Below are 15,493 nucleotides of genomic sequence, written 5' to 3'. Positions count from 1 at the left end.
CGATGATTCGTCGGGTCCTCCCGATTCGCCCCCGCCCACTCGGTGCCGGCCCCGCATCCACGTGACCCGTCAGAAGGGATGTCGCGTGGCACGCAGGCTCCTGCCGACCCTCCTGTTGTCCCTCACCGCCCTGCTCGGGCTGCTGCCCGCCGCCCAGGCGGCCCCGGCCGATCCGGGACCGGCGGCCGGGCAGGCCCGGGGCGAGGGCCCGTACCCGACCACCGAGGAGATCGACCACGCCCGCGCCGAGGCCGAGGGCAAGGCGTCCTCGGTCACCGCACTGGAGGCGGCGCTCACCGAGTCCAGGGCCGAACTCGACCGGGCCGCCCGCAGCGCCGAACAGGCCGTCGAGGCGTACAACGGCGCCCAGCTCGCCCTCACCCGCGCCCGCGCCGAGGAGAGCGCCGCCGCCGGGCGCGCCACCACCGCCGAAGCCGCCCGCGCCGCCGCCGTCGAGGACGCCGCCCGGCTCGCGGCCGAAACGTACCGCCAGGGCGCCGGCGCCGAACTCTCCGCGCTCAACGCCCTGCTCGCCGCCCGCGGCCCCCGCGAGGCCGGGGACCGGGCCACCGTGGTCGGCATCGCCAGCCGGCGCACCCGGGAGATCCTCGACAACGCCACCTCCACCGCCGCCGAGGCTTCCCGCGCCTCCGCCGCCGCCCACACCGCCACCGAGGCGTCCGAGCGGGCCGCCACCGAGGTGGGCGCCGCCAGGGCCAGGGCGGAGCAGCGGCTCTCCGCCCAGCAGAGCGAGGTCACCGCCTCGGGCCGGCGCCGCGAGCAGCTCCTCGCCGAACTCGCCGCCGCCCGCAACACCACCGTCGAGCTGGAGCGCCGCCGCCGCGAAGCCCTGGAGGCGATCGCCGCCCGGGAGGCGGAGGCCGCGGCGCGGGAGGCCGCCGAACGGGCGGCCCGCGAGGCCGAGGCCGCCGAGGCCGCCAAGGCTTCCGCGCCCCCGCCCGCCGCCGCCCGCCCCTGGTCCGCCGAGGGCGCGGCCGCGGCCGTCGCCTTCGCCAGGTCCAAGATCGGACTGCCCTACATCTGGGGCGGCGAGGGCCCGGCCGGCTACGACTGCTCCGGCCTGACGATGATGGCCTGGCGCGTCGGCGGCCGGCAGCTCAACCACTTCGCCGCCGACCAGTACGCCCAGAGCACCCCGGTCACCTACCGCCAGCTGAGGCCCGGCGACCTGGTCTTCTGGACGGACACCGGCCGCGCCGCCGACATCCACCACGTGGGCCTCTACATCGGCGACGACCAGATGATCGAGGCCCCCCGAGCAGGCATGCCCATCAAGCAGGCCAGCCTCTGGATCATGGGGACCCCGGACTTCTACGCCCGCCCGTAGGAGATCATGCCAGCTCCCCGAAGCCGACCACCGGGACCACACCCCGGGCGGCGGCCGCCAGCGCCGGATCGAGGGTGACCAGGGCGTCGGCCTGCAGCCGGGTGAGGGCGAGGTACTCGGCCGCCAGGGTGTCGGGAAGGTCGAGCTGCTCGGCGATGCGCCAGGCCGTGGACTGCAGGACCCGGTCACCGAGCAGCCGGATGCGCAGCCCCCGCACCCCGTCGAGCACGCGCTCGGCCTCCTTCGCCGTCAGCTCGCCCCGCCGGACGGCCGCGTAGAGCAGCGCCAGCAGCTGCGAGCGCAGCAGGGTCGGTGCCAGCAGCTGCCGCCCGTCCGGGAGCGGGCTCCCCTCCCGGACGAGACGGAGGGCGACCTCCGGGGTGATCACGTACTTCGGCACGGTCGTCCGGCCTCCCTGGTGCGTCCCCCCGGTTCGTCGGCTGCCGACAGGCTAATGCGCCCTCGAAGCCGGGCGGCGGGAACGGTGGCCGCGCCGAGAACGTCAGCTCGTATGCCCGGTGCGCCGCCGTTGTCAGAGGCCGCGGCTAGCGTGGATCACTTCGGATGCCGAACGAGGAGGACGAAATGCGGCTGCGTGCTGTCGAGGCGGGGGACGTCGAGACCTACGTGCGGATGCGGTGCGATCCCGGGATGATGGCCGAGCTGGGCGGCCCCCTGCCCCGCGAGAAGGTGGTGGCCAGGCACGCCAAGGACGTCGAGGGGGGAGACGACATCTGGGCGCGGATGATCGTCACCGACGAGGGCGAGACGGCCGGCGGCGTGATGCTCTGGTCCATGGAGGAGGACGGCGTCACCGTCTCCGAGATCGGCTGGGCCGTGCTCCCCGAGTTCCAGGGCAAGGGCCTGGCCAAGGCGGCCGTGCGGCAGCTGCTGGACGAGGCCGCCGAGGACGGCCGCTGGGGAGAGGTGGAGGCCAATCCCGGGGTGACCAACGGTCCGTCCAACGGGATCTGCCGGTCGACGGGCTTCCGGCTGCGCGGCGAGCGGGAGCTGACCTTCGCGGACCGCCTGCTGCGCACCAACCACTGGGTGGTCGTGCCGGGCGAGCACACCGGATCGTGTACGCAGCAGTCCGAATAAATCGGATGCCGTGTCCCGGGGCCCGCGCCTACGGTGACCTCATGGGCAAGAGCATCGATGACGCGACCGTCGACACCGTGAGCGGGCTCCAGGTACGGGCGATTGCCGAGGACGAGGTGGAAGCCTGGTGCCACGCACTGGTCCAGGGCTTCCTCCGCCCCCACGCCGGCGGCCAGGCCGACATCCGCCGCCCGGACTTCAAGCCCGGCCGCTGGACGGCAGGCTTCGACGGCGACCGGATGGTCGCCACCTTCCGCAGCTTCGACGTGGAGCTGACGGTGCCCGGCGGCTCCACCGTCACGGCCGACGCGATCACCAACGTGTCGGTCCTGTCCACCCACCGCCGCCGGGGCCTGCTCGGCACGATGATGCGCCGCGACCTGGCCGCGGCCGCGGAGCGCGGCACCGAGGTCGCGATCCTGATCGCCGCCGAGTACGGCATCTACGGCCGCTACGGCTTCGGGCCCGCCACCCGCGGCCACGGCTGGAACATCGACCTCAACCGGGTCGGCGGCCTGCGCGACGGACTGCCGACCGTCCCCGGCGGCCGGATCGACTTCGTCTCGATGGACGAACTGCGCGAGATCGGCCCGAAGTTGTACGACCGCTGGCGGGTGGGCCAGCCCGGGGCGATCACCCGCAGCGAGTCGTGGTGGAAGCACGCCACCGGCGTGGTCAGGTACCCCGACCGCGCCTGGAAGGAGCCCTTCGCCGCCGTCCACCGCGACGGCGAGGGCGCGGTCACGGGCCTGGTGGCCTACCGGGTCGACGACAACTGGGACGGCAGCTACCCCAACTGCACCCTCACCCTGGCCAGCTTCCTCGCCCTCGACCTGCCCACGGCCGTCGCGCTGTGGCGCCTGGTCCTCTCCGTCGACTGGGTCCGCAAGGTCGTCGTGGACAACCTCAGCCCGGACAACCCGCTGCCGCTGCTGCTCAAGGACCCGCGCGGCGCCACCCCGCACGAGGACAACTGCGACTTCACCTGGCTGCGGGTGCTCGACGTCGAGAAGGCGTTCAGCGCCCGGACGTACGGGGCGCCGGGCCGGATCGTGCTGGAGGTCGAGGACGATCTCGGCTACGCCGCCGGCCGCTGGGCGATCGAGGTGGGGGAGGGCGGCGTCGGCCGCTGCGCCCGGACGGTCGACGAGGCCGATCTCGCCCTGGGCGCCGGCGAGTTGGGCTCGATCTACCTCGGATCGGAGACGCTGTCGCGTCTGGCCGCGGCCGCTCTGGTGAAGGAGCTGCGCCCCGGCGCGGCGGCCGCCGCCGACCTGCTGCTGCGTGCCCCGCTGGCGGCGTGGACGCCGGACGTCTTCTGATCCCGCGCGCCTTCCGGGGCCGGACCGCCGTACGGGCGGTCCGGCCTCCGGGCTGTCCAAGTCCGGTGACTCTCCGGTTACTTGACGACCGTCTTGCCGATGGTCGGCAGGATGAAGTCCTGGATGAGGCCCTTGGCGTCGCGCACGATCGGGCGGAAGACCCGGTAGCGCGACAGGTTGATCACCCGGGACGTCATCGGCGTCGAGCGGCGGACGAACTCCCTGGTGCGCTCGGTGTCCGGGGTGCGGTCGAAGACCCAGTACAGCACCACGACCATCAGGTAGAGCCAGAGCACGTCGGGCAGCAGCTCGACCAGTTCGGCGTCCAGCTTCGGCGCCAGGTCGGAGCCGACCAGGACGTCCCGGAACAGCTCGACGGCGGTGGCGCGCGCCGGGTGCGACTCGTTCGAGAACGGGCTCAGCGAGCTGGTCGGGTCGGCGGCGGTGCGGAAGAACTGCGCGGAGAACTCGTGGTACGGATCGGCCGTGTCGAGCCAGGAGGTCAGCGCGATCTCCAGCCGCTCGGAGAAGTCCCGGGTGTGCGCCATGCGGCGGCGGGCGTCGGCCGCGTGGTCGTGGGTCATCCGGTCGTAGAACCCCTGGATCAGGAATTCCTTCGCCGAGAAGTAGTAGTAGGCGTTGCCGACGGAGACGCCCGCCTCGGAGGCGATGGCGCGCATCGTGGTCTTCTCGTAGCCCCGCTCCTGGAACAGCCGCATGGCCGTCTCCAGGATCAGCGCCCGGGTCGCCTCGCTCTTGTCGGTCTTCGGCTGTGCCCGGCCGCCGGCCATCAGGCCGCCGTCCGCGCCGCGCTGCCCATCGGCGCGGTCGTCGCCCGTACTGTTCGTCGCTGCCAGGTCGTCCACGGGGACGAGCCTAACCGGAGCCGGGCCTTCGGCCGTTGTCGGTGGCCACGGCACCGGAAGCCCCCTCCGCATCCGGTGCCGCGACCACCTCCCCCCGGGGTGGAGAACGCGCCCCCCGTTCTTTCGAACGCGTTCAAAAGATCGCTGAGAGCACTCTAGGGCGAACAGCTGAACGTGTTCAACTTCAATCCGTAGGAGGATCGTCACATGAATGCTTCCGACCCCGCCCGGATCACCGTCCGCCACGGCGACGCGGCGGACGCCCACCGCGTCGCCGAGCTGCACGCGCTCAGCTGGCGCACCGCCTACCGGGACTTCGTCCCGGCGGAAGCCCTGGGCGACGGACTGGCCGAAGAACGCGGCGCGATCTGGGAGCTGCGGCTGACCGCCGACTACGGCGAGCCGGCTGCAACCCCCGAACTGCTGATCGCCGAACACGACGGCGAGACCGTCGGATTCGCCTACCTCGTCCCCGAACCGGACGGCCGCGTCCTGCTCGACAACCTCCACGTCCACCCCCACCACACCGGCGCCGGCATCGGCCACACCCTCCTGACCGCCGCCCGCAGCCACGTCACCGAGCACCACCCGGAGGCCGAGCTCTACCTCGAAGTCCTCTGCGCCAACACCCGCGCGATCGCCTTCTACGAACGCGAGGGCGGCCACCGCACCGCCCACCAACAGGGCGTCTTCCCCGGCGGCTTCACCCTCCCCGAGTACGTCTACACCTGGCCCCCTCACTCGTAGTCGTACACCGTCACCACCACCCCCCGACCCACCAGCCGCGCCGTCACCAACGGAGGTGCCGGGCCCCTGATGTAGGTGATGCCGTTCGTCATGCACCGAACGCTAGACCGAGGCACTGACAATCGGCTCGGGTGTTTCCCGCCGGCCGGGGGTGCGCAGGTGGCGGCGGCCGGTGAGGGCGACCAGGAGGGCGAGGGCGGCGGCGCAGGCGGGGAGGGTGTAGCCGGTGCCCGGGGCGGTGTGTTCGGTGATGGTGCCGGCGAGGGCGGCGCCGGCCGAGATGCCGACCACGATGCCGGAGACGGCCACGGCCATCGCCTCGTTCAACTGGCGCTGCGGCACCAGCTCCTGAATGAGGGACATGCCCGTCACCATGGTCGGCGCGGTGGCGGTCCCGGCCGCGAACAGGGCCGCCCCGAGCGGCACCAGGCCGACCCGGCCCAGCCCGGCGGCGAGCGGCAGCAGCAGCACCGCCGCCATCGAGGCGGCCCCGGTCAGGAACCGTACGGAGGGTGCCCGACGCGGCGTCAGCAGGCCGAAGGCCAGGCCCGCCACGCACGATCCGCCCGCGATCAGGCCCAGCAGCAGCCCGGCGGCGGGCTTGTGCCCGAGGGCCTCGGCGTAGGCGACCGTGGTGATGTCGGTCGCGCCGAAGATCATCCCTGTGGCCAGGAAGGTCAGCACCAGCACCCGCAGCCCCGGCACCCGCAGCGGGGAGCCCGAGCGCCGCTCCTCCCGCGAGGGCGCCTCGGGAAGCGGCGGTTCGGTGCGCCGCTGGGCGGCGAACAGCAGGCCGCCGGTGCTGCCGAGCACGGCGGCGGTGATCAGCCCGGCCTCCGGGGCGAAGGTGGTGCACAGCAGCATCCCGAGCACCGGGCCGCTCATGAAGCAGAGCTCGTCCAGCGACTGTTCCAGCGAGTTGGCGAGGTGCCGGGCGCCCGGGTCGTCCCGGTACAGGTGCGCCCAGCGGGCCCGGGCCATTCCGCCGAGGTTGGGCCCGGCGGCGCCCGAGGCCCAGCAGAGGTACAGCGTCCAGTCGGGCGCCCCGAGCCGTACGCACAGCAGCAGCGCGGTGAGCGGCACGAGCAGGTAGAGCGTCGTCGGTACGGTCACCCGCGCCTGCCCGTACCGGTCCACCAGCCGCCCGACCAGCGGGATGCCGATCGAGGCGCTGACCAGCCCGGCGGCGGCGACCGTCCCCGCCAGTGCGTACGAGCCGCGCCGCTCGGTGAGCAGCACCACCAGCGAGACGCCGCTCATCGACAGGGCGAGCCGGCCGAGCAGCCCGGCCAGGGTGAAGGCGGTGGCGCCGGGCGCGGAGAAGAGGCGGCGGTAGGAGGGGAGGAGGGCGCGCGGGGGCATGGGGCTCCTGGGCCGGAGGTGGGCGGGGACGCCCGACAGCCTGGCGGCGGGGGTGCTCCGTGGTCCAACACTTAATCCGCCGCATTCACAACAGCGCGTTGTTAGTCTGCCGCCCATGCCCCGTGACCTGCACCCCCGCCTGCTGCGCGGCTTCGTCGCGACCGCCGAGACCCTGCACTTCGGCCGGGCGGCGGGCCTGCTGCACGTCGCGCAACAGGCGCTCAGCCGCGACGTCAGGGCGCTGGAGGCGCTGCTCGGCGACGCGCTGTTCAGCCGCACCACCCGCAGCGTCGAACTCACCCCGGCCGGGCTGCGGTTGCTGCCCCAGGCGCGCCGCCTGCTCGCCCTGCACGACGAGATCATCGCCGGGGCGGCGGGCCGGCCGCTGCTGCTGGACCTCAACAGCGACGTCACCGGGCCGGACGTCACCCCCGGCCGGGTCCTCGAACGGGCCCGCGCCGACTGGCCGGAGGGCGACCTGCTCGCCCGCTTCCACGGGGGCCTCGCGGCGGCCGTCGCCGAACTGCTCGCCCACCGGCTGGACGCCGCCTTCGGCCGCTTCGCCGGGCTCCCGGCCGAGGTGCGCGGCCAACTCGCCCAGGTGCCGGTGCGGTTGGAGCGGATGGCGGTGATGGTGGCGGCCGCCCACCCGCTGGCCGACCGTACGGTCCTGCGCCCGGCCGACCTCGTCGGCCACCCGGTGGACGTCTGCGCGGGCAACCCGGCCACCACGGAGTGGACGGACCTGGGCCTGCGCCTGCTGCGCGAGCACGGGCTGACGGCTGCGGCGCCGCACGTGCCGCCGGTGGGCGAGGACGAGATGGCCCACTACCTGCTCCGCCACGGCGAGCCGGTGCTCACCACGGTCGGCGGCCCGGACTTCCCGGGCGCGGTCAACCTGCCGCTGGTCGAGCCCGTCCCGCTCAGCCTGGTCAGCCTCGTCCACCGCCCCGGCGACCGCCACCCCGGCCTGCGCGCCCTCGCCTCGGCGGCCACCGCCCTCGGCGCGGCCGAGCACTGGCTGCACCGCCCGCCGGGCAGCTGGCTCCCGGCGGCCGACGCGGCGCTGCTGGCGTAGTCCGGACATGGCACCGCCCCTGCCGAGGGGGGAGCGGCAGGGGCGGTGCGGTTCATGGGGCGCCGGGCATCAGGCGTCGAGCGCCAAGTGCCGAGCGCCGAGGGCCAGGCGTCAGGCGGCCTTCACGGCGGAGATGTCGAAGCTGAGCTTGACCTTCTCGCCGATCAGCACGCCGCCCGTCTCCAGCGCGGCGTTGTACGTCAGCCCGAACTCGGTGCGGTCGACGACGGCCTTGCCCTCGAAGCCGACCCGCTCGGCGCCGTACGCGTCGGTGGCGCTGCCGGTGTACTCGAGGTCGAGGACGACGGGACGGGTGGTGTCCTTGATGGTGAGGTCGCCGTGCATCCGGTACGTGTCGTCGTTCACCCGCTCGGTGGAGGTGCTGCGGAAGCGGATCTCCGGGTAGGTGTCGGCGGCGAAGAAGTCGCCGGTGCGCAGGTGCTCGTCGCGCTGGGCCTGGTTGGTGTCGATGCTGGCGACCTTGATCACCAGCTCCGCCGAGGAGTTGCCCGGCGTGGTGCCGTCCAGGTGCAGCTTGCCGTCGTACTCGGTGAAGCGGCCCTTCACGTTGGTGACCATCGCGTGCCGCACCGAGAAGCCGACCTCACTGTGGGTGGTGTCGACGGCCCAGTCACCGGTCAGGTGCCCGAGGTCGGGGCCCGCCGGGGTCTGCACGGCGGTGACGGTGGCGGTGGTGGTCTTGCTGCGGTTGAACAGGCCCATGGCTCCTCCTCGGGTCCGAAGCCATTTGTTTAGGCTTCAACTTGATGGCTCCACCATAACCCCATCTGGTTCAAGTTTCAACCAATACCCCCGAACGGATGACGCGAGCCTGTCGGACCGCCCGGCTACGCTGCGAGGAAACCGGTTCCGCGCACCCCCGAGAGGCCCTGATGTTCGTCCTGCACGCACTCTGGCGGCCGGACGGGCACCTCGCGCTCTGGGCCGAGGACGCCCGCGCCTACCCCGGTACCCCCGGCACTCCCGGGGCCACGGGCGCCGCCCACCCCTACGCCTGCACCGCCGAGGCCCTGGCCGCCGTGCTCGCGGGCATCGGCCCGGGCCTCGGCTGGCTCGCGGGCCAGGCACCCGAACGCTGGGCCGGACTGCTGCTGCCCACCGTCGGCGCCCTGCCCGCCCCCTCGCCCGACCTGCCGGTCTCCCCGCCGCGCGGCGGCGCCGTCCTCAGCCCCTGGCGGGTGCCCGCCCTCCTCTTCGACGCGGGCGCAGCCGCCCAGCTGCTCGGCGAGGTCTTCGACCCCCACTGGTCCGTCGCCGTCACCGACCTGCCCGACGCGGGGCGGACCGAGGTCGTCCACGGCCCCTCCCTGCGCTGGCTCACCGGCGTCCACGACCTCGCCTGGCGCGCGGTCGGCCGGGGTCGGGTGCTCCCGCACGTCCTGCCGGGCACCCCTTCCCAGGCCCGCTGGCGCCCCGACCTCACCCCGGACGGGCTCCGCGAGGCGGCCGCCCTCGCCGCCGGGTGCCCGCCCGTCCTGCTGGGGGAGCGGCCCACCGGCATCGCCACCGGCCGCGAGCTGCTCGACGCCGCCCTCGGAGCCCTCGTCGACGCCGAGGTCCGCACCGCCCTCGCCGACACTCCCTTCCCCCCGGGCGAGACCGCCGCCGAACGCTGGCTGCACGCCCTCACCACCCCCTCCGGAACCCTCCCGAGCACCGAGGACCTCACCGACCTCACCGACCTCACCGATCTCACCGACCTGCGCCGCCGCCTCGACGCCTGGTACGCCACCGCGACCCCCGCCGACCCCGCCCTTCGCCTCTGCTTCCGCCTCGTCGAACCGCTCGGCCCCGCCGCCGACGACCCCGAGGGCCGCCCCTCCGAGGACGCCTGGCGGCTGGAGTTCCTGCTCCAGGCCGTCGACGAGCCCTCCCTGCTGGTCCGCGCCGTCGACCTGCACGAAGGCGGCGCCGCCCACGCCACCCTCGCCCGCAAGAGCCCCGACCCCGACGCCGTCCTGGTCGCCGAACTCGCCCGCGCCGCCCATCGCTGGCCCGCCCTGGACGTGCTGCGCCACCGCGCCCGCCCCTCCGCCCTGCCGCTCGACCGGGCCGGCGCCCTGGACTTCCTGCGCACCGCCGGCCCCGCCCTGGCCGAGGCGGGCTTCGGCGTGCTGCTGCCCGCCTGGTGGCGCCGCCGCCCCCGGCTGGGCCTCGCCCTGCGGGTCACCACCCCGCCCGCGCCGGGAACGCTCGCGGTCGCCAGCCAGGTCGACCGGGATGCCGTGGTCGCCTTCCGCTGGCAGGCATCCCTCGGCCCCGACGCCCCACCACTCACCGACCAGGAACTGGCCGAACTTGCAGCTGCCAAGCAGGAGTTGGTCCGGGTGCGCGGCACCTGGCTGGAGGCCGACCCGGCGCAGATCGCCGCCGCCCTCGCCTTCCTCGCCGACCGCCGCGAGGGCGTGCTCGCCACCGCCGACCTGCTGCGCCTCGCCTTCGACCCACAAGCCGGCGTCGCCGGGCTGCCCGTCACCTCCGTCCGGGCGGACGGCCCGCTCGGCGACCTCCTCGAGGGCCGCAGGGCCGCCCCGCCCGCCCCCGCCGCGCTCCCGGCGGACTTCCGGGCCGTCCTGCGCCCGTACCAGGAACGGGGGTTGGCCTGGCTGCAGGCGATGTCCGGCCTCGGCCTCGGCGCCGTGCTGGCCGACGACATGGGCCTCGGCAAGACCGTCCAGACCCTCGCCCTGCTCGCCGCCGAGAAGGCGGACGGCGCCACCGGGCCCACTCTGCTGGTCTGCCCGATGTCCCTGGTCGGCAACTGGCAGCGCGAGGCCGAGCGCTTCGCCCCCGCCCTGCGCCGCCACGTCCACCACGGCGCCGGCCGCCTCGACGCCGAGCAACTCGCCGAAACCGTACGGGAGTCGGACCTGGTCATCACTACCTACGGCCTGGTGCAGCGCGACCTCGCCGCCCTGCGTGCGATCCGCTGGCGCCGGGTGGTCGCCGACGAGGCCCAGCACATCAAGAACTCCGGCACCGCGCAGTCCCGGGCGATCCGCGCCCTGCCCGTCACCCGGCACCGCATCGCGCTGACCGGCACCCCGGTGGAGAACCGGCTCTCCGAACTCCACGCCGTCCTGGACTTCGCCAACCCCGGCCTGCTCGGCCCGGCCGAACGCTTCAAGGAGCGCTACGCGATCCCGGTCGAACTGCACCGCAGTCCCGACCGCACCGCCGAACTCCGGCGCCGCACCGCCCCGTTCGTCCTCCGGAGGCTCAAGACCGACCCGGCGGTGGCCGCCGAGCTGCCCTCCAAGCAGGAGATCACCGTCCTCTGCAACCTCACCGCCGAACAGGCGGGCCTCTACCAGGCGGTGGTGGCCGACCTGCTGCGCCGGGTCGAGGGCATCAAGGGCGTGGAGCGGCGCGGCACGGTGCTGGCCGCCATCGGCAAGCTCAAGCAGGTCTGCAACCACCCGGCCCAACTCCTGCACGACGGCTCGGCGTTGGGGGAGCGCTCGGGAAAGGTCGCCCGGCTGGCCGAGCTGCTGGAGGAGGCGCTGGCCGAGGGCGACCGCACCCTGGTCTTCACCCAGTACGCCGAGTTCGGCACCATGCTGCGCCCCTACCTGGAACGCCGGCTCGGCGAGGAGGTGCTGTACCTGCACGGCGGCGTCCCGCGCGCCCGGCGCGAGGAACTGGTCGATCGCTTCCAGTCCCCGGACGGGCCACGGGTGTTCCTGCTCTCGCTGCGCGCAGGCGGCACGGGCCTCAACCTGACCGCCGCCAACCAGGTGATCCACCTGGACCGCTGGTGGAACCCCGCCGTCGAACAGCAGGCCACCGACCGGGCGTTCAGGATCGGCCAGCGCCGGGACGTCCAGGTCCGCCGCCTGGTCTGCGTCGGCACCGTCGAGGAGCGGATCGACGAACTCCTCGCCGCCAAGCGCTCGTTGGCCGAGACCGTGGTGGGGGAGGGCGAGCGCTGGCTCACCGACCTGCCGGTGGACGACCTGCGCGAACTCGTCGCCCTCACCCGCGAGGACGCCGTCGCCGAGGAGGACGCATGAGCACGGAACCCAGGCCGGAGACGGTCAACGTCGCCGCCTACTGGCGCGGCGACTTCACCCTGACCCCCGCCGAGTCCCCGTCGGAAACGGAGGACGACACCCCCGCCCCCCGCCGCCTCGGCCGCTCCGGCATCACCGTCCACGGCCGCGACCTCGCCACCCTCCTCCTCCCGGCCTACGAAGCCCTGAGGTCCTGAGGTCTTGAGGTAGCGTCGCCGCCGTGACCGACATCCTCGACCCCCACCTCGCCGCCTTCGAGCGGAACCGGCGGACGGTCTTCGGCATCGCCTACCGCATGCTCGGCAGCGTCGCCGACGCCGAGGACCTCGTCCAGGACACCTGGCTGCGCTGGAACGGCGTCACCGACCCGGTCGCCAGCCCCGGCGCCTACCTCACCCGTACGGTCACCAACCTCGCCCTCAACAAGCTGACCTCGGCCACCGCCCGCCGCGAGTCCTACGTCGGCCCCTGGCTGCCCGAACCGCTGGTCGACGAGCCCGACGCCACCGAGGGCGTCGAACGCGCCGAGTCCGTCTCCATGGCCCTGCTCGTCGTCATGGAGAGCCTCTCCCCGCTGGAGCGGGCGGTGTTCGTGCTCAAGGAGGCGTTCGGCTACACCTACCAGGAGATCGCCGAGGCCCTCGACCGCACGGAGGCCGCCTGCCGTCAGATCGGCAGCCGCGCCAAGGCGCACGTACGCGCCCGCCGCCCCCGCTACGACGCCCCGCCGGAGCTGCGCCGCCGCGCCACCGACGAGTTCCTCGCGGCCTGCGTCGGCGGCGACCTCAACCGGGTGCTCGAACTGCTCGCCCCCGAGGTCACCACCTGGAGCGACGGCGGCGGGATCGTCCGCGCCGCGCTGCGCCCGGTCGTCGGCGCCGACAAGACCGCCCGCTTCATCCTCGGCCTGATGAGCCGCTACGCGGCGAACGCCGCAGCCCGCCCGGTCCTGGTCAACGGCCAGCCGGGCCTGCTGATCACCCTCGACGGCGTGCTCGACTCCGTGGTCGTCCTCGACCTGGACGAGGCCGAGGGCCCGCAGGGGCCGGAGGCTGCGCAGGGGTCGGAGGGCCTCGCCCGGATCTCCGCGATCCGCGTCGTCCGCAACCCGGAGAAGCTCGCCCACCTGGTCGGTCCCGCCGGTCACACCGGTCCCGCCGGTCCCACCGGTCCCGCGTGACCGTCGGCCTTGACCCTCGACCCGGTCGAGCCCCCAGAGTCCCCCGCATGGAGAGCGAGCTGCACAGCATCGGCGAGCTGGCCCGCGCCAGCGGCCTGGGCGTCGGCACCCTGCGCTACTACGATGGCGCCGAGGTGCTCACCCCCGCCTGGGTCGACCCGCAGACCGGCTACCGCTGGTACCGCCCCGACCAGCTCGCGGACGCCCGCCTGCTGGCCCGGCTGCGCCGCGTGGGCCTGCCGCTGGCGGCCGTCCGCGACGTGCTCGCCGCCGCCCCCGGCAGCGGCGACGCCCAACGGGTGCTCGACACCCACCTGCGCCGCCTGGAGGACGGCCTCGCCGACGCCCGCCGCGAGCTCTCCCTGATCCGCGCGATGATCGACCAGAGGGAGCATCCGATGACCACCACCCCCGCCGAACTCCGCCTCGTCCTCCCCGCCGCCGAGCTGGCCGCCGCCCTCGACGCGGTCCGCTTCGCGGTCGGCAGTGACCCCGAACTCCCCTCCCTCGCCGGGGTGTTGTTCGAACCGGACGGCCCGCTGCTGCGCCTGGTCGCCACCGACCGCTACCGGATGGCGCTCGCCGAGGTGCCCGTCACCGGCGGGCCGGAGGAGCCGGTGGCCGGCACCGTCGTCCCCACCCCGCTGGTGGACGCGCTGCGCGCCCTGCTGGGCCCGTCCGACGGCGAGGCCGTGCTCACCCTCGCCGGGGAGAGCGTTCGCGCCGAGGTCGGCGGCCACCGGATCGAGGGCGTCGCCCCGGCCCTCGAGTACCCCGACCACCGCACCCTCACCCGGCTGGAGCCGCGCCACCGGATCGCCCTGCCCGCCGCCGACCTGCGCAGCGCCGTCGAGACCGGCGCCACCCGCACCGTCCCCTCGGGCCCGGACGGCACCGACTGCGAGGTCACCCTGCTCGCGCTCACCCCGGACGGCCGCCTCACCGTCACCGCCGACCCGGCCCCGGAGGGCCTCACGGTGGCCGTCAACCGCGGCTTCCTCCTCGACGCCGTGGACGCCCTCGCCGCCGCCCGTCCCGGTCAGCTCCTCCTGGAACTCGACACCCCCATCTCCCCCCTCGCCATCCGCTCGGCCGACCCCGCCGACCCGTTCTCCCTGCTCATGCCCGTCCGCCTCCCCGCCCCGGGCCTCGCCGGCTGACCGGCCACACGGCGCAGGCCCCCGCCCGGGGAGTCCGGGCGGGGGCCTGCGGCCGGCGGTCCACGCGTGATCAGCCGCCGGTCGTGCCACCCCGGCCGGGGCCACCCGCGCCACCGGCGAACCCGCCGGCGCCCTCGACCAGTTGGGAGGCCGCGTAGCCGCCGTTGGCGTCGGGGGTGCCGACCACCGTCACGCTCTGCCCGGGCAGGAGGTCGGCGACCTTGCCCTCCTTGTTGAGCTGGATCTTCGTCGAGTCGCCCGTGGTCACCTTCACGGTGTTCCCGCCGGCGTCCGTCAGGTAGACGGTGCTCCCGTCGACGGCCTTCACCGTCCCCCGGGTGAACCCCGCCTGTCCACCACCCTGCCTCTGGCCCTGGCCCTGGCCCTGACCTTGGCCCTGACCCTGCCCGCTACGGCGCCCGGTGCCGCCCTGCGCGCCGTACCCGCCGTACCCGCCGCCGCCCGTCTGGCCGCCACCGGCGGCGGCGCGGGGCGTCGACGACGAGGAGGGCGCCTGGTCCTTCTGGTACCAGACCCCGCCCGCGAACGCGCAGGTCGCGATCACACCGCCGGCCAGCACCAGGCTCAGCCAGGGCAGCTTCCGTCGCGGCGGGGCCGCCAGCTCCCCGCTCACGTCCCGCGTGTCCGGCGGCGTCGCCAGCAGCTCCAACCGCTCGGCCTGCTCGGCCTGTTCCGTCCGCCGCTCTTCGGCCTGACTCATCGGGGACCTCCGTGGATACCCCCGGCCTTGGCCGGGAAAGGAAGCGGACTGTCTGCGGACCGCCGTGCCGATGGCGGCGTCCGATTGTCAGTGCCTGCCGGTGCGTTGATGTGGTGCATCTCAGATACTCCTATCGCCTCTATCCGACGGAGGGTCAGCGGCAGGCGCTGGCCCGTACGTTCGGGTGTGCGCGGGTGGTGTACAACGATGCGCTTTCCCTGCGGAAGGCGGCGTGGAAGGCGGACAGGTCGAGGATCCCGACGGGTGCCCTGGCCAGGTCGGTGATCACGGAGGCGAAGAAGACGGATGCCCGGTCGTGGCTGGCCTCGGTGTCCTCCCAGCTCTGCTCGCAGTGCGGGCATCGCGACGGACCCAAGCCGCTCGCGTTCCGCGAGTGGACCTGCGGGGCGTGCGGTGTCCTCCATGACCGTGACCTCAATGCTGCTCGGAACAGCCTGGCCGCCGGACGGGCGGACAGGCTAAGCGCCTGCGGAGGGCCGGTAGGACCCGGAGTGGCAATCCCACGCCGGGCACGGCCCGTTGAAACAGGAACCCACCGGAACGCCGGCCGCAC

General features: G+C 74.3%; 14 protein-coding genes and 1 pseudogene. 10 read left to right on the top strand and 5 right to left on the bottom strand.

Translation table 11 applies throughout. The features are described 5' to 3' along the window. Nucleotides 1-85 precede the first annotated feature (85 nt). Complete coding sequence (locus IH61_RS46935; RefSeq protein WP_031069451.1) at nucleotides 86-1,348, top strand: C40 family peptidase; 1,263 nt, start codon at nucleotides 86-88, stop codon at nucleotides 1,346-1,348. A gap of 4 nt (nucleotides 1,349-1,352) precedes the next feature. Here IH61_RS46935 and IH61_RS0114200 read toward each other — a convergent pair whose 3' ends face one another. Next, nucleotides 1,353-1,748, bottom strand: coding sequence for a type II toxin-antitoxin system VapC family toxin (locus IH61_RS0114200; protein ID WP_031069449.1), 396 nt, complete (start codon nucleotides 1,746-1,748; stop codon nucleotides 1,353-1,355). A gap of 185 nt (nucleotides 1,749-1,933) precedes the next feature. Between IH61_RS0114200 and IH61_RS0114195 the strand changes: the two genes are divergently transcribed. Both IH61_RS0114195 and IH61_RS0114190 read left to right on the top strand, forming a co-directional pair. After that, nucleotides 1,934-2,449 (top strand): GNAT family N-acetyltransferase, encoded by a 516-nt coding sequence (locus IH61_RS0114195; protein ID WP_031069447.1) that lies wholly within the window; start codon nucleotides 1,934-1,936, stop codon nucleotides 2,447-2,449. Nucleotides 2,450-2,490: 41 nt separating this feature from the next. Next, nucleotides 2,491-3,771: a GNAT family N-acetyltransferase gene (locus IH61_RS0114190; RefSeq protein WP_051837012.1), complete on the top strand. Its 1,281-nt coding sequence runs from the start codon at nucleotides 2,491-2,493 to the stop codon at nucleotides 3,769-3,771. Nucleotides 3,772-3,848: 77 nt separating this feature from the next. Here IH61_RS0114190 and IH61_RS0114185 read toward each other — a convergent pair whose 3' ends face one another. Next, a complete protein-coding gene (locus tag IH61_RS0114185; RefSeq protein ID WP_234327177.1) occupies nucleotides 3,849-4,637 on the bottom strand; it encodes a TetR/AcrR family transcriptional regulator in 789 nt (262 codons plus the stop codon). A 207-nt stretch (nucleotides 4,638-4,844) separates the two neighbouring features. On the opposite strand from IH61_RS0114185, the gene IH61_RS0114180 reads away from it, so the two are divergent. Beyond that, nucleotides 4,845-5,384, top strand: coding sequence for a GNAT family N-acetyltransferase (locus tag IH61_RS0114180; protein WP_078911084.1), 540 nt, complete (start codon nucleotides 4,845-4,847; stop codon nucleotides 5,382-5,384). Between the two features lie 102 nt (nucleotides 5,385-5,486). On the opposite strand, the gene IH61_RS49560 is transcribed toward IH61_RS0114180, so the two are convergent. Continuing rightward, nucleotides 5,487-6,746, bottom strand: coding sequence for an MFS transporter (locus IH61_RS49560; RefSeq protein ID WP_063763197.1), 1,260 nt, complete (start codon nucleotides 6,744-6,746; stop codon nucleotides 5,487-5,489). A gap of 115 nt (nucleotides 6,747-6,861) precedes the next feature. Here IH61_RS49560 and IH61_RS0114170 point away from each other — a divergent pair, with 115 nt between their 5' ends. Beyond that, entirely contained in the window at nucleotides 6,862-7,824 is a 963-nt protein-coding gene (locus IH61_RS0114170; protein WP_107057130.1) for a LysR family transcriptional regulator, read from the top strand. A gap of 111 nt (nucleotides 7,825-7,935) precedes the next feature. On the opposite strand, the gene IH61_RS0114165 is transcribed toward IH61_RS0114170, so the two are convergent. After that, nucleotides 7,936-8,547: a YceI family protein gene (locus IH61_RS0114165; protein WP_031069438.1), complete on the bottom strand. Its 612-nt coding sequence runs from the start codon at nucleotides 8,545-8,547 to the stop codon at nucleotides 7,936-7,938. 170 nt (nucleotides 8,548-8,717) lie between these two features. Between IH61_RS0114165 and IH61_RS0114160 the strand changes: the two genes are divergently transcribed. The 4 genes from IH61_RS0114160 to IH61_RS0114145 all read left to right on the top strand — a co-directional run bounded on the left by IH61_RS0114160 (nucleotide 8,718) and on the right by IH61_RS0114145 (nucleotide 14,198). After that, nucleotides 8,718-11,858: a DEAD/DEAH box helicase gene (locus IH61_RS0114160; protein ID WP_031069435.1), complete on the top strand. Its 3,141-nt coding sequence runs from the start codon at nucleotides 8,718-8,720 to the stop codon at nucleotides 11,856-11,858. Continuing rightward, a complete protein-coding gene (locus tag IH61_RS0114155; protein ID WP_031069434.1) occupies nucleotides 11,855-12,055 on the top strand; it encodes a hypothetical protein in 201 nt (66 codons plus the stop codon). Before IH61_RS0114160 ends, IH61_RS0114155 begins: the two co-directional genes overlap by 4 nt. Before the next feature lie 98 nt (nucleotides 12,056-12,153). Further along, nucleotides 12,154-13,038 carry an RNA polymerase sigma factor SigJ gene (sigJ, locus tag IH61_RS0114150; RefSeq protein WP_051837020.1) on the top strand — a complete coding sequence of 295 codons (885 nt, stop codon included), beginning with the start codon at nucleotides 12,154-12,156 and terminating at the stop codon, nucleotides 13,036-13,038. Nucleotides 13,039-13,085: 47 nt separating this feature from the next. Then, the gene (locus tag IH61_RS0114145) at nucleotides 13,086-14,198 is read left to right on the top strand and encodes a MerR family transcriptional regulator (protein WP_031069428.1); all 1,113 of its coding nucleotides are present in this window, start codon (nucleotides 13,086-13,088) and stop codon (nucleotides 14,196-14,198) included. Between the two features lie 70 nt (nucleotides 14,199-14,268). On the opposite strand, the gene IH61_RS0114140 is transcribed toward IH61_RS0114145, so the two are convergent. Further along, the gene (locus IH61_RS0114140; protein ID WP_051837010.1) at nucleotides 14,269-14,919 is read right to left on the bottom strand and encodes a DUF5666 domain-containing protein; all 651 of its coding nucleotides are present in this window, start codon (nucleotides 14,917-14,919) and stop codon (nucleotides 14,269-14,271) included. 11 nt (nucleotides 14,920-14,930) lie between these two features. Between IH61_RS0114140 and IH61_RS50270 the strand changes: the two are divergent. Beyond that, a pseudogene (locus tag IH61_RS50270) lies at nucleotides 14,931-15,323 on the top strand (helix-turn-helix domain-containing protein); the annotation flags it as partial. Between the last annotated feature and the right edge of the window lie 170 nt (nucleotides 15,324-15,493).

The organism is Streptomyces sp. NRRL WC-3742 (genome assembly GCF_000720635.1).
Taxonomy (GTDB): domain Bacteria; phylum Actinomycetota; class Actinomycetes; order Streptomycetales; family Streptomycetaceae; genus Kitasatospora.
This window is presented reverse-complemented; position numbering and strand designations above follow the sequence as displayed.

Excerpts from the sequence above, each read along its gene's own strand:
- IH61_RS0114155 (WP_031069434.1), top strand. The coding sequence starts at position 11,855 with ATGAGCACGGAACCCAGGCCGGAGACGGTCAACGTCGCCGCCTACTGG.
- IH61_RS0114160 (WP_031069435.1), top strand. The coding sequence starts at position 8,718 with ATGTTCGTCCTGCACGCACTCTGGCGGCCGGACGGGCACCTCGCGCTC.
- IH61_RS0114145 (WP_031069428.1), top strand. The coding sequence starts at position 13,086 with ATGGAGAGCGAGCTGCACAGCATCGGCGAGCTGGCCCGCGCCAGCGGC.
- IH61_RS0114180 (WP_078911084.1), top strand. The coding sequence starts at position 4,845 with ATGAATGCTTCCGACCCCGCCCGGATCACCGTCCGCCACGGCGACGCG.
- IH61_RS0114165 (WP_031069438.1), bottom strand. The coding sequence starts at position 8,547 with ATGGGCCTGTTCAACCGCAGCAAGACCACCACCGCCACCGTCACCGCC.
- IH61_RS0114170 (WP_107057130.1), top strand. The coding sequence starts at position 6,862 with ATGCCCCGTGACCTGCACCCCCGCCTGCTGCGCGGCTTCGTCGCGACC.
- IH61_RS49560 (WP_063763197.1), bottom strand. The coding sequence starts at position 6,746 with ATGCCCCCGCGCGCCCTCCTCCCCTCCTACCGCCGCCTCTTCTCCGCG.
- IH61_RS0114140 (WP_051837010.1), bottom strand. The coding sequence starts at position 14,919 with ATGAGTCAGGCCGAAGAGCGGCGGACGGAACAGGCCGAGCAGGCCGAG.
- IH61_RS0114195 (WP_031069447.1), top strand. The coding sequence starts at position 1,934 with ATGCGGCTGCGTGCTGTCGAGGCGGGGGACGTCGAGACCTACGTGCGG.
- IH61_RS0114190 (WP_051837012.1), top strand. The coding sequence starts at position 2,491 with ATGGGCAAGAGCATCGATGACGCGACCGTCGACACCGTGAGCGGGCTC.
- sigJ (WP_051837020.1), top strand. The coding sequence starts at position 12,154 with ATGCTCGGCAGCGTCGCCGACGCCGAGGACCTCGTCCAGGACACCTGG.